The sequence below is a fragment of the Roseococcus sp. SYP-B2431 genome, assembly GCF_004336745.1.
GTDB lineage: Bacteria > Pseudomonadota > Alphaproteobacteria > Acetobacterales > Acetobacteraceae > Roseococcus.
The window spans coordinates 1-12,700 of sequence record NZ_SJXD01000009.1; the positions used below are offsets into that span (position 1 = coordinate 1).

Here is a 12,700-nt window from a genome sequence, read left to right on the forward strand (position 1 = left end):
GCGGGAGAGTCGGTCAGCGCCAGGCCACCCAACCGAAAACACACTCACCACCGCGGGGTGGAGCAGCCCGGTAGCTCGTCAGGCTCATAACCTGAAGGTCACAGGTTCAAATCCTGTCCCCGCATCCAACGATCCCAATACAACACGACCAAATCCAGAACGGCCGTGCCCTACAAGGGCAGCGGCCGTTTCGGCGTTCGGGGTGCTGTTTGCAGCGTGCAGGAAGGCTGCCAGATCGCCGCGCAACGTGACGGTCAACTCGCCGCGGCGCTCGCCCGGAAATACCAGGATCGCGTCGATCAACCCACGCAGGGCTTCGGTTGCCGCCATCGCCGTCGTCGGATCCGCCAAGGCTGCTTCCAGCCGCTCGACATGGCGGCGGTAGAGCCCCGGCAGGTTCGGATGCAGGGTTGGCACCAGCTCCGGCACGCCCGCTGCGACAATCTCGGTCCCAAGCGTTTCTTGCCGACGCTCCAGGTCCCGCAGTTCCGTGGCCATCGCCACGCCGCCATGGCCGTCCTTGAGCAACTCAAGCAGATTCCGAATCTGCCGGGCCAATTTGGCCCGCTGCTGTTCCAGCCCGGCACGGCGGGCGCCGATGTCCCGATTGGCGGCGTTCACCTCGGTGACGTAGGTGTGGACGAACTCCTCGACCAATTCGGGTGCCAGCAGGCGCTCCTTGAGGCCAACCAGGACCCGGCGCAGCAATACGTCCCGCAGCAGGGTGCGCGGATTGCTGCAGGTTCCCCGTTCCACATGGTTCGCACAGCCCAACCGGCCCTTGCTGCCCATCACCGACAGCAGGCCATGGCACACCCCGCAGCGCACCAAGCCGGAAAGCGGCCAGGTTGGCCGGCGCGCCGAGGCAAGGCGCGTCCCGATGTTCCCAGGCGAAGATTGGTCTGTGGTAGCGTCGGAAGCGTTTCCCGCGCCAAGGATGCGCCGCGCGTCAGCAAGCCTACCCTGAGCAGCCTCCCAAACCTCGGCATCTATGATGGCCAGTTCCGGCGCGGCGCTGATGACCCAGGCTTCGCGCGGATTCGGCCGCGCCACCCGTTTGCCGGTGTTCGGATCCTTGATGAAGCGCTGCCGGTTCCACACCCGCTCGCCGACATAGAGCCGGTTGCGCAACAGGCCGGTTTCGCGGCCGGCGCCGCCCAGCAGGAGTGACGCCGTCCATTTCCCGCCCCGCGGCCCCGGCACGCCCTCGGCATTGAGCTGCTTGGCAATCGAGCGCGGCGACTGGCCGCCGGCATAGGCCGCGAAGATCCGCCGCACGATGGAAGCCTCCTCCGCTGCAATCTCCATCTCGCCGGTGATCGGCGTGCCGTCCGCCCTGAGGCCCCGTCGCACGCGGTAGCCGTAACTCAGCCCACCGCCGCTCCGCCCAGTGCGCACGCGCCCTTCCAGGCCACGATGGGTCTTTTGCGCGAGGTCCTTGAGGAACAAGGCCGACATCGTGCCCTTGAGGCCGACATGCAGCTCCGAGATATCGCCCTCGGCAATCGTCACCACCCGCACGCCGGCGAAAGCGGTCTGCTTGTGGAAGCCGGCGATGTGCTCCTGGTCGCGGCTGATGCGGTCCAGCGCCTCGGCGAGGATCACCTCGAACCGACCGGCCCGGGCATCGGTGATCAGCTGCTGAAAGCGTGGCCGGCCTGCTGTCGCGCCCGAGATGGCGTAGTCGGCATAAACGTCGACCACCTGCCAGCCCTCGCGTTCAGCCCGGGCCCGGCAGATTCGCGCCTGGTCCTCGATCGATTGCTCGGACTGCGCATCGCTGCTGTAGCGCGCATAGATGGCGACACGCATCGGACTACTCCTGGCCTGCTCGGCGATCGCGGTGCGGCCGGCGCTCCGGCGACGTGAGTTCGCGGCGCATGGCAAGGATCTGGTCCTGATAGCAGCCCGACGCGCCGACCGCCTGCGCATGGTTGTAGTAGCGCTCGGAGGTGGCGATCGTGGTGTGGCCCAGGATGCTCTTGTTGATGTGGAGGTGATCGGGATCGTTCAGCGCCACCGAGGTCGCCGCGCTGGTGCGAAAGAGGTGAGGGTTCATCCGCTTGCCGAGCCGCGCCGCCGTGAACTCCACAATGCGCCCGAAGATCCCGCGTTGGGACATCGCTGACCCCTCGGTCGAAACCCACAACGCATCGCCGGCCGCCGCACGGCCACGGGGACCGTGACCGATCGTGGCCTGGGCCACCAGCACCGGCCGGTATTGGGCCAGGTAGCGTTCAAGTTCTGGAATGAGGTTCATCGGAAAGGGGAACTCCAGCGGCACGCGCGTTTTGGTTTCCTGGGCCTCGAACAACAGCACATAGCCTGCTCCGACGCGGACCAGGTGCCGCCCGATGGCGATCGCGGTGAAATTGCGCAGGCGCAGCGGCCGCGCTGCCAACACGGCAATCATCAGCCCGTCGCGGTACCGCGCGGCCCGGCGTGAGGCGGATCCGACGTGCCGGGATTCGGCCTCCGCCATCAGAGTCCGACCGAGGGCCAGCAACTGCGCCTGCGGCACAAGCCGCTCACCCCTATTCCTCCCCGGTCGGGCCTTGCGCTTGAGCCGGGTACCGACAGTCCAGAGCCAGTCCCAGTCATGCCGGGGTACCATGGCATTCAACGCACAGGCCAGGAACCGCACTCGGGTCAGCACGGTGCTGGGTGCGTTCAGGCGCTGGAGTTCCTCGACGTAGGCGGCAACAGCTTCAGGCGTTACGCGCACTTCCGGACCCAGTTCCTGGTCCAGGTTCCCAGCGGCCATCAACCAGGTCAGCCAACGCCCATACGAAGCGCGAACCCCGCGGCGGGTGGCAGCCGCCCACTTGGCACCCGCGCCGCCGGGATCCAGCACATCACCCGGCTCGATGGCGGCGCGCCAGGCGCGCTGGTCCGCCGCCGGCCATTCCTCAACACGGAGGCAGCGGCGCTTGGGATCCTTGTCGGGCCTAAGGCTGCCGACCATCAGCCGCGCATCCGCTTGCCGGGCGCATTGGGCTGCGACAGTTCCTCACGCAGGCCCAGCACGTGGTCATCGAACCGCCGCATGGCCGCGCCCGTCTCCAGGCCGCAGTAGAACTTCGTCGTGGTGTCGATGGAGCGATGGCCCATCACCAGACGAACGACGCCATACCCACCGGGATTGGCGTCCAGATAGAGCTTGGCCCCGAGATGCCGGAACAGGTGCAGGTGCACCTTGAGTCCGATCCGCTCCTTGATGGTGGAGGTGATCTGCAGCGCCAGCCGCTCACAGCTTTTCGGCCGACCGGCCAGACCGGGGAACAGGTAGGGCGAGGGCCCGGCGAGCAGCAGCGGCCGGTAGCTCTCGAGGTAGCGGTCCATCAGGCGCACCGATCGATCCGGCAGCGCCGCCTCGATATCCATGCCATTCTTGACCTCGGCGCCCGGAATCCGCAGGAGCACGCGGCCTTTGCGGGACCGGTCCAGGTGCCGTTCGAGATCGAGCTGCGCCAGGTTCCGCCGCCGCACCGGCGCCATCAAGAGGATCTCCAGCGCCAACGCCGTCTGGGCGAGCAGCGCCGCAGCCGGCGTGGGGGGATCGATCCGCGTCGCCTCGGCCATGAGCGCATCGGGCAGGGTGAACAGCTGGCGCACGTTGCTGGCGTCGTCGAACTGCCGCAGTCGGCTGCGATTGGTCTCCGTCATCCCGACCTGTTTCGGATCGAGCCGCTTGCAGAGCGCCTGCAGCAGCGCCAGATCGGCGGGCCCGACACGGACCCAGTGGCGGGCGATGGTCCGGAGCATCCCGGCCATGCTGTGCGCCTGCTTGGTGGACGTGTCCTCGGCGCGATCGAGGAAGAACCGCAGGCCGTCCTTGACCACATTGATGGCGACGACGTCGCTGAGCATCCGAAGGCTCTCCGGGGCCCGACCACGATGCACCAATGCCGACAGGTAGGCGTGGATCTGGTGGGACCGGGTGCGGACCGAGGCCGGCTTGAGCGGCTTGAAGTCGAGATCATCGAGCAGGTCATCATTGGCCAGTCGGCGCAGATAGGCGTCCACGTCGGCCTTGAGGGAGGCCGGGAAGGTCTCCCAGGGCAGCGCGTAGGTCCGCCGATAGCTCGGGACGATCAGGCGCTGCCCCGGCCAGCCGGGGACAGTCTCGGCTGCCTGGTTCCAGATCACCGCCGCCTTTTGGTGGATCTTGTGGGGGAGCTTGGTCAGTGCATTGGTGGCCAGATCCTCGCCGAAGGCGGCGAAAGCCGTGTCGTCCAGCTGCTCCGGGTCGATACCGCGGATGCTGCAGTACCGCGCCAGGCGGGACAGCGCGATCCGGGTGTGCATCTGGGTCAGCGGCCGGAACAGGGCCGCCCATTTCGGCGCGAAGGCCTCACGGTGCCGACCCGGGGTGAGCGGCACGCCGCCATGCCGCAGGGCTGCGCGCGCCAAGCTCAGCACATTGCCCCAGCGCCGGTCGGTCAGCCCGATCATCGCCGGGGCGAAGTCCTTGAGCCGCTCCCGAATATAGCTGGGATGCGCGCGGATGGCCTCGAGTGGCTGCCCGACCGCCTTGCCGATGGCGCGCAATGCGGAGGCCATGTCCTGGCGCTGACGGTCGGCGAGAGCCTCGTCCTCCGCGATGCGCGCCAGGATGTCCGCCAAATTCAGTTGCCGGACGTTAGCTGAAGGGCTACGTGAAGCTGAAGAAGTGGACACGAATGGCCTCGTGAAGACAGGGTCGGAAGCTAGTCACATTTCGTGAATACGGCAAGAAGCAGAACATAGAGATTGAAGATGTAAGGTATTCACGAACCTGATTTACGATTAATACTTAATTGGACATGAGTGGATAGGGCGACCTACTCGCGGCGCTGGTGCAGGAACATCGAGAGGTCATCCTCGGAGACGCGGATCTGCCGGCCCACGCGGATCACGCGCAGGTCCCCGCGCGTGATCATCCGGCGCACGGTTTTGGTCGAGAGGTCGGTCAAGTCGGCCACCGTGGCGATCGAGAGCAGACGCAGGGGCTGACGGTTGTTCGTCGGGAAGGAACTGGTCACGGGGTATCCTCGGATGCTGGCGGGTGAGCATGAATGGCCGACGCTCGGGCCTCCGCCGCCGCCAGCCGCGCCAGCGCACGGACCAGGGGGATCAGCAGGGCATTCTCCGCCGCACGCGCGCCAGCACTCGCCGCCCGATCAGCAGGCGCGCGAACGCACTCCACTGGAGGCAGGGAGGGGCAGACTCGGCTGGGCGGGAGCGCGGCCATCCCCCGAGAAGGCTGTCACGACCGGGAAATCCGTAGAGGTCATGTCGTCACCGGGTGACGAATTCTGGCTGGAATTGCGGCTCAGTCCAACGTCGAGCTCATGGTCCTACAGGCGCGCTGGCGCGGTCGATGGCGTCTCGTGTTCGTCACCACCGAAAAGATCGCCTTGGGCAGGTGGTGGTGGGGCGGGACGAGATTGGCGTTCAATGCCAGGGATCGCAGGACCCGTGGTTGCGCCGTTCTGTTCTGCCTTTGCCATTCCGGGCTTGCGCGGACCTTGGGGGCGATGAGCTCATCGTCCAGAACACGCTGGCCAGGCCGGCGCGTCAGCCAGGCATGGAAACCCGAACGCGAGACGCCCAGCGCCGAGCAAATCCAGGACAGGGGCCAAATCGTCCTGTGCCCTGCGATGAAAGTGAACTTCATGTCGCGTCCCTGGCGAAGTACGCCGCGGCCTTTTTTAAGATGTCACGCTCCGCCTCGAGCTTGGCGACCTCCCGCCGGAGACGATCGATTTCCTGCTGCTCAGGGCGCATTTGGCCATGGCCGGGAAATGCGTGCCGGGGACCCGAGAGACGCGCCGCCGGATGGCCAAGATTTCCCGCAAGACGAAGCGCTACCCGTCTGATCTGACGGATGAGGAGTGGGCGCAGGTCGAGCCGCTGATGCCCAAGCCGCCGAAACGGGGCAGGAAGCCATCGGTGGACTTGCGAGAGATGCTGAACGCGATCCGCTACCTGGCGCGCTCGGGCGGGGGCTGGCGGATGCTGCCGATCCACTTCGGGCCGTGGCAGACCGTCTATTGGTGGTTTCGCCGCTTCGTGCGGCGCCTGCTGTTCCGCACCATCCATGACGTGGCGCTGATGCTGGACCGCGAGGCGGTAGGGCGGGAGGCAAGCCCCAGTGGTGGGGTTCTCGACAGCCAGACGGTGAAAGCGCCCTTCGCTGAGGTGCGAGGCTATGACGGAGGCAAGCGGATCGTCGGACGCAAGCGTCATGTCGCCGTGGACACGGATGGGCGTCTGCTCAAGGTCCATCTCACCACGGCCGATGTGTCGGACAGCGCAGGTGCCCAGACGATCCTCGCCGCCATCCGAAAGCGCTGGCCTTGGCTCAAGCACCTCTCCGCGGATGCGGGCTACGACCGAACGAGGCTGATGGATAAGGCGGCCTTCCTCGACTTCGTCGTCGAGATCGTCAGGCGCTCCGATCCAAAGGGCTTCCACATCCTCCCAAGGCGCTGGGTGGTGGAGCGGACCTTCGGCTGGATGATCCGCTGGCGACGCCTGGTCCGAGACTACGAGCAACGCCTCGACGTCTCCGAGGCCATGATCCACCTCGCGATGGGTGCCCTTCTCCTGCGCAGGATCGCACATCGCTGAGTTCTCAAACGGTCACTTAGGCTTGTCGCCCTGTCCCGGCTTTGCGGTCGTCTTCGCCTGTTGCCGCTGGTCCGCCGCTAGGGACTTCCCCACGTCGTCCGACTCCTTGAACTTGCCCTCGGCGTCGCGGCGCACAGAGCGCTTGTCGGTGCCGGTATCGATGAGCTCACGCTTGGCAGGCATCGGCGTAGGTGCGGATGACCTCGCCGTCTGGCCCCCGGTAGCCTTCCCACAGGCCCGGCGACGGCCATGGTCCTCCCGTCCCGCCGGGTGGTGCGTAGCGCGCGGGCCCGCCCACCTGGCGCGTGTTGCGCTGCTGGATCTCGTCCACGGGGACGATGGCCCGCCGATGACGGAAGGCGTCCGCAAAGATCGGCAGGCTCGCGACCGTCTCAGCCCGCGCGTGGAGCGGACGCGGCGCCGTCCGCGGATCCCGGGTGTCGTGCGGCAGCAGGCCCCAGACGAGCCGGTCCACGTGGCGCTGCCCCGTCTTGGGGTGGCGGCGAAGCACCACGCCCAGCGATCCCGGCCGGCCGTCGCCCACCTCGTCCACGCGTTCCAGAAGATCCGCGGTCATCGTGCCGATCCTTCCTCGATCGCCCCCGGCGGGGCCTCCTGACTCGACTTCATCGCATCGGGCGGACCAGAACACAACAAGAACATAGCCCGGGACACCTCATGCCAGACGCCCGCTTCGAGACCGATCCGAATGCCCCGGCGCAGCTGGTCCCCGCCTCGGCCAAGGAGGTGGTCGAGGCCCTGGCCTATGGGCTGAGCTACGACGAGCGGGGCCGGCCGAACCGCTCCGCGACCGGCCGCGATCTCGTCGCGGCCCTCGCGGCCGAGCATCTGGCTGGCTACCTGGAGCGGGCCGGCTTCGTGGTCATGCGGCGCGTGCCTGGACAGCCCCACACGGCCTGAGCGGCATGCGCTACGCGGAGGTCGGCGCCCGGTCCAACTTCTCGCTGCTCGACGGGGCGTCCCATGGCGCGCCCTTCGGGTCAGTGGAGGAGGTGGCGCGCCGCTCCGGCGTGGGCCGGCCGACCCTGGAGGCGCTGGCGGCCGCGGACGCCTTCGACAGCACAGCGACGAGTGGGGGCCGGTCTATTCCGGCGTCATGACGGAATGCAACGAGGCGATCCGCCCCGTCCACGACCGCATGCCGGTGCTGCTGATGCCGGAAGACTGGGATCGGCGGATGCACGGCAGCTTCGAGGACGTGATGGCCTTCCAGAACCGTTGCTTCCCGGACGAGCTGATCGAGATGCGGCGGACGTCAGATTCCTGGCTCAGGCGGTCAAAGCCGGCGGCTCCGGGGGAGTCTGGGCTCCGCTCCTTCCGTGAGGCGGCTGACGAGCTGGATCAGTGACGTCGCCAACAAAATGAAAGTGCCATTCTGTGGGACCGCTTCGATGAACGACCCGAGTTAAAAGGACGATCTCGCCTTGACGTTCGTAGGCTGTGTCGTGTCATAAAGCATTGTGGCGATTTGACGCGACTAATGCGGGTGCATGAGTGTTCCTTAAAATTCAAACAGACGCGACTCTCACAAGCTGTGGGCTATCAATTTGGTCTGTCTCAGATTCGGCCGCATTCTGCCGCGCTCTTGCCGCCATTTATTTGCGACGCCCGACGCATGCCCGGAGAATCATCGACGAACTCGAGACACCACCAATGCGCTTTGGTGGTTCCGAAATCGTTAATGCCATCGACCTACTTACCGTCAATACTGCCGATATTGCCAGTGCGCTCGCGGATCCAGATCCAGATATTTCGGGGGCGGCTCGCAAGAAGCTTGACGCGCGAGTGGCCCACCGCGACGGCTTATTATTCCAGCACGTCTCCTGGATCGCCGGTACACAGCAGTATCCTACTGCCAAAGCCAAGGCACCCCACGTCCGCGTGGCCGACAAAGGATTCGACGGGTTGTTCTTGGAGGTTTCCAACGGCGCATTGACGCGGCTTGTGCTGTGTGAGGACAAGGCGACAGTTAACCCCCGCAATACTATAACGAGCAGCGTATGGCCAGAACTACTGGACACCGAGGCTGGGGCTAAAGACCTTGAACTCGTGGACGCTGTTACCGCGCTCGTAGATACGCTCATGTCCGAGGATGATAGGGTTGCGGCCATTGACGGCGCCATTTGGAGCCAGCTTCGCCAATATCGGGTAGCGGTTACTGCCGAGCCAGCAGACATGAAAAAGGGTGGCTACGGGCACATTTTCAATGATTTTGAAGTGAAGGCGCCATTGCCACACACCGTCCGCAACGGCGAAGTCATGCCGATAGATGACATTCGCCTGCGTCTGCAGGAGCTGGCCGATCAGGTCATTGCACGGGTGCATGAGATAGAAGCCGGTGTTTGATCCCGCAACGTCCGCACTGGTGCGACGAGTTCCGACTCTTCCAGGGCTCGACGGAGACGCCGTGGTCGAGCAGCTAACCGCCGCTTATGTCGATATAGCGTCCGCTCGTCTCAGGCTGCGTGGGCAGCCAGAACAAGTTCTCTCTGAACTTAATGATCTCTTGTCGCGAATGCGGCGCCTTGCTGACACCTACGAAAGCTATACCGCTCTGGGCTTATTTCCTGAGCAAACCCGTTCAGCAGCTTTCGTTGCAGGCGCCGCTCGCCAAGTTACCGCCCGTATCATTGAGCTTCGGGCTCGAGACGAACGACCGGCGAGGCTCGATGAGGACGCAATCGGGGGCGACATTGCCGCGGCGTTGCTGTTCCTCATCGCTGAGCAGCCGTCCGATGCACTGGAGGCCGCAAAGGCAATTCGGACCACTGGCGGCGAGATGGCGCCCGTGCGCCGGGCGTTGATCATTGCTGTCCGCTCGTTCTGCCAAGGTGCATTCGGAAGGGTTGTCGGAATCGATCCCGAACGGGAGGGGCTTGGCGCGGACGATATCCACGGCCGTGCCGCCAACCTCATGTTCCGCGAACTGCTCCGCGGCGTCCGGCTGTTGGCGCAAGTGGGACTCGGCGACGTCGGGGACGAAGCAATTGCTGACGCCGAGGCACGGTTCGCGCGGGTGCGGCATCTGGCCGTAGACGCCCCCAAGATGATGGAACGGTCCGACGGAAGCTCCGTCGATACAGTATCCATGTACGCTGGTCCCCACCATTTGGCTGCGCTCCTAGGGCGTGCGAGCAAGACCCTGGCAAGTGCCGCCTTGGTGCGTACTCCGACGCCTGGAGGCGCCGACGAAACGACGTGGCAGGCCTGGTTGAAGGCCGAAGCAGGTCGCTGGCCATTCCTATGGTCAAACCATCGCTCCTGCCTCCAAACGGGCTACTTGAACAAGGGCCAGTCTCTGGTCATGACAACGCCCACTGGCTCGGGGAAAACGACGCTAGCGACACTCAAGATCGCGGCGACCCTGGCCAGCGGCGAGAGTGTACTCTACCTCGCGCCTACTCACGCTCTGGTCAGTCAAGTCGAGCGCGATCTGAACGCAAGGATCTCCGGCATTGCCCGAGCCGGCAGCATCGAAGACATTACGTTGGATGATGTGATTGAGGCGCTCCCTGATTTGGCGGTGGCCACCCCGGAGCGATGCCTTGCTCTATTGACATTTGCTCCACGCTTATTCGCAAACGTTGGACTTCTCGTTTTCGACGAATTTCACCTGCTCGGAGTTTCCCGGCCTGCGACTGAAACTCCGCCCCAGCGTATAGGCAGGCGCGGGATCGATGCGATGCTATGCCTGCTGACGTTTCTAACGGTTCGAAAGGAGGCAGACGTCCTGCTCCTTTCGGCGATGGTCAGCAACGGCAGCCAAGTGGCATCCTGGCTCGAGAGTTTGCTGCGCCGGCCAGTGCAGACGTTCGATGATCGCTGGAAACCGACCCGCCAGCTTAGAGCATGCGTCACTTATGATAGCGATGAGCTTGCTCGTCTGCGCTCCTCCATCAGCTCCCCTATGGCTTCGGGTTCCACGACACCCAACCTCGATGCGAAGCCCGTGGGGCTGTTCTCCTTGGTGTCAGGCTGGAATCCTCGCGCCCCAGACAAGCTTGCGCTACGTCCCCTTTCCGCTCAGCCAATTCCCCTAAGGAAGGGAACTGGCCCATGGCTCACATCGAATCGTGGAGTTGTCGCCGCCCGCTTGGCGCAAGGCTTTGCTGACGCTGGACTCAAAGTCATAGTGTTCTGCGAGAACATTCGTACGTGTGTCAGCGTCGCCTCCGTCCTCAACACGGGCCCGGGCGGAAAAGTCGACCAGCCGCTAAGTGGGTCGCAGGTCGCCCTCCGAGACAGCATCATCGAGGAACTTGGCGTTAAGGCTGCGATATATGATGCCGGTTCGCACCGGGCCGCCGTCCACCATGGCGAATTGTTGCGCGGCGAGCGGGAACTCGTCGAGGGGCTGTTCCGCGACAGTGGCAGCGGAGTTTCTGTGTTGGCTGCCACGTCCACACTCGCTCAAGGGCTGAATCTTCCATGCGAAGTGGTGATCTTGGCGGGCACAGACCGCCTTGGCGAAGAGGAGGGCGAGGCACGCGAGCCGCTCATGGCCTACGAGATCCTGAACGCGTTGGGCCGGGCGGGCCGCGCTGGTCAAGCATCTACGGGGCTGGCCATCGTAATTCCGGCAATACCCCTGAGTTGTAGACCGTCGGATAAGGCCCTGTCAGACGACGCGGAGGTAAAAATTGTCTTTTCAGACAGCGATCAATGCCTGCCGTTGGAGGATCCTCTCGCGGCCCTTTTTGACCAAATTGAGGAGAAAGGTGTAGCGGGTGAAGAGGCGCAGTATTTGTTGCGTCGTCTATCAGTTTCATTCGGCGAGGGCCGTGTAGGCGTTGAGGGTTTCGACTCGCTTGGCGGAAGAACCTTCGGATTTTGGCGACGGTCTCAGCAAAATTTGGAAGGCGCGAAGCTTTGGCTATCGCAGCGCCGGGCCACCCTGGAAGCGCAGTTCACCGAAATCACGCCGATGCCGCAGTTGCCTTGGCAGGAGGAACTGGCAGCCCGGACCGGCGCAAACGCCTCCTTCATCGCCGCCCTAGCGGGGGCTTATTCGTCCGCGCCCCTAAACGCGACAGAAGCCAACGACTGGATCGCTTGGCTCCTCGACCAGTTGGACCCCGAATCCCCAATCTTCGACGTGTTCCTCCGTCCGGAGTCGTTAGGTCGCGTATTCGGTCGTTCTTACGACGCCCTGATCGCCGCTCCCGGCGGTCGGACAACGATCCGTGATGGGCTAAAGCTTGTCCTTGTGGCGTGGCTTTCTGGAAAGAACCTCACCCACATGGAGGCGGAGATCTGTGCGTTCGTCGCCGCCCACGAGGGCGTCGTGAAAAGGCCTACGAAGGCAGACAGTCGAGCGCAGCGGGCCCGTCGGTTCGCCCTGCGTTTGGCGCCCGATCTGGGTTTCCTATGCGGAGTGCTGGTCCAGGTAGCTGACCGGTTGGCTGAGGAGCCCGGAGCGCCGCCAACGCGCCCAATGGTTACTTTTCTACCCAATCTTATTCGCCACGGCTGCCGAACGCCCTATCACTACTTGATCCGCCGGAGCATGGAGACACCGTCCCGTCCTGCGGTGGAACTTCGCTTTGAAAGCATTGCAGCATATCTCGATAGGCAACCTACCGACGATTGGACGCAGGTCCGAACTAAGGTTGAACAAGCGTTTGCACTCGAGGCGTTCAGAGAGGTTTCGAAGGATCTTGAGGAGTTGAAGACCTTCGTGGCCGGCGGATCGACGGCGGCAAACGAGTGACGCAGTGCGAACGGTCGGGAGTTCCTCGGCTGAGCAGGTCATCGGGATCTCACATCGTCGAAGTGGAAGGCGCGCCGGCCTGGGTCGTGCGGAAGGGCGCTACGCCGGCCTTTCCCGGCCAGCGTGGCTTCGTTGGTGGTTCGATGGGCGATGACGCCGTGATCCTGGAGGGCATCGCAGGGCCGGAGGCGGAGGCCCTCCTATCGTCGACGGTCCATGGGGCAGGGGTACCCATCCGGCGACGGCCGCCTACCACAATGATGTTGAACCTGCCTTGTGTTTGTACGGGCGTTCTTTGGAGCGCCGGTAAGGACGGAGGCGGGAGGCGTAGTGGAAATCATCACCGGGGTGGAG

General features: G+C 64.5%; 12 protein-coding genes, 1 tRNA gene and 1 pseudogene. 8 read left to right on the forward strand and 6 right to left on the reverse strand.

All coding sequences use genetic code 11. The features are described 5' to 3' along the window. Positions 1 to 51 precede the first annotated feature (51 nt). Positions 52 to 128: transfer RNA gene (locus EJV46_RS01310), tRNA-Met, on the forward strand. Here EJV46_RS01310 and EJV46_RS23515 read toward each other — a convergent pair. The 5 genes and pseudogenes from EJV46_RS23515 to EJV46_RS01340 all read right to left on the reverse strand — a co-directional run. Then, positions 85 to 1,932, reverse strand: a complete 1,848-nt coding sequence (locus EJV46_RS23515) for a recombinase family protein (protein ID WP_370323055.1) — start codon at positions 1,930 to 1,932, stop codon at positions 85 to 87. The genes EJV46_RS01310 and EJV46_RS23515 overlap by 44 nt on opposite strands. Beyond that, on the reverse strand, positions 1,817 to 2,965 hold the full coding sequence (locus EJV46_RS01325; RefSeq protein ID WP_131546791.1) for a tyrosine-type recombinase/integrase: 1,149 nt from the start codon (positions 2,963 to 2,965) through the stop codon (positions 1,817 to 1,819). The genes EJV46_RS23515 and EJV46_RS01325 overlap by 116 nt, the downstream gene beginning before the upstream one ends. Continuing rightward, on the reverse strand, positions 2,965 to 4,626 hold the full coding sequence (locus EJV46_RS01330; RefSeq protein ID WP_131546792.1) for a site-specific integrase: 1,662 nt from the start codon (positions 4,624 to 4,626) through the stop codon (positions 2,965 to 2,967). The genes EJV46_RS01325 and EJV46_RS01330 overlap by 1 nt, the downstream gene beginning before the upstream one ends. 197 nt (positions 4,627 to 4,823) lie before the next feature. After that, entirely contained in the window at positions 4,824 to 5,024 is a 201-nt protein-coding gene (locus tag EJV46_RS01335; protein ID WP_165585271.1) for a helix-turn-helix domain-containing protein, read from the reverse strand. Positions 5,025 to 5,514: 490 nt separating this feature from the next. After that, positions 5,515 to 5,799 (reverse strand): annotated as a pseudogene (locus EJV46_RS01340) (IS3 family transposase); the annotation flags it as partial. Here EJV46_RS01340 and EJV46_RS01345 point away from each other — a divergent pair. After that, positions 5,776 to 6,615, forward strand: a complete 840-nt coding sequence (locus tag EJV46_RS01345) for an IS5 family transposase (protein WP_206020673.1) — start codon at positions 5,776 to 5,778, stop codon at positions 6,613 to 6,615. The pseudogene EJV46_RS01340 and the gene EJV46_RS01345 overlap by 24 nt on opposite strands. A 166-nt stretch (positions 6,616 to 6,781) precedes the next feature. On the opposite strand, the gene EJV46_RS01355 is transcribed toward EJV46_RS01345, so the two are convergent. Then, complete coding sequence (locus EJV46_RS01355) at positions 6,782 to 7,192, reverse strand: SOS response-associated peptidase family protein (RefSeq protein WP_131546796.1); 411 nt, start codon at positions 7,190 to 7,192, stop codon at positions 6,782 to 6,784. A 101-nt stretch (positions 7,193 to 7,293) separates the two neighbouring features. Here EJV46_RS01355 and EJV46_RS01360 point away from each other — a divergent pair, with 101 nt between their 5' ends. The 6 genes from EJV46_RS01360 to EJV46_RS23520 all read left to right on the forward strand — a co-directional run. Next, complete coding sequence (locus tag EJV46_RS01360) at positions 7,294 to 7,536, forward strand: hypothetical protein (protein WP_131546797.1); 243 nt, start codon at positions 7,294 to 7,296, stop codon at positions 7,534 to 7,536. 5 nt (positions 7,537 to 7,541) lie between these two features. After that, entirely contained in the window at positions 7,542 to 7,736 is a 195-nt protein-coding gene (locus EJV46_RS01365; protein ID WP_131546798.1) for a hypothetical protein, read from the forward strand. Next, positions 7,733 to 7,984, forward strand: coding sequence for a hypothetical protein (locus EJV46_RS01370; protein ID WP_206020671.1), 252 nt, complete (start codon positions 7,733 to 7,735; stop codon positions 7,982 to 7,984). Before EJV46_RS01365 ends, EJV46_RS01370 begins: the two co-directional genes overlap by 4 nt. Before the next feature lie 305 nt (positions 7,985 to 8,289). Then, a complete protein-coding gene (locus tag EJV46_RS01375) occupies positions 8,290 to 8,982 on the forward strand; it encodes a hypothetical protein (protein ID WP_131546799.1) in 693 nt (230 codons plus the stop codon). 61 nt (positions 8,983 to 9,043) lie between these two features. Further along, complete coding sequence (locus EJV46_RS01380; protein ID WP_131546800.1) at positions 9,044 to 12,346, forward strand: DEAD/DEAH box helicase; 3,303 nt, start codon at positions 9,044 to 9,046, stop codon at positions 12,344 to 12,346. Between the two features lie 62 nt (positions 12,347 to 12,408). Beyond that, on the forward strand, positions 12,409 to 12,700 hold a 292-nt coding region (locus EJV46_RS23520), incomplete at its 3' end, for an RtcB family protein (RefSeq protein ID WP_206020672.1).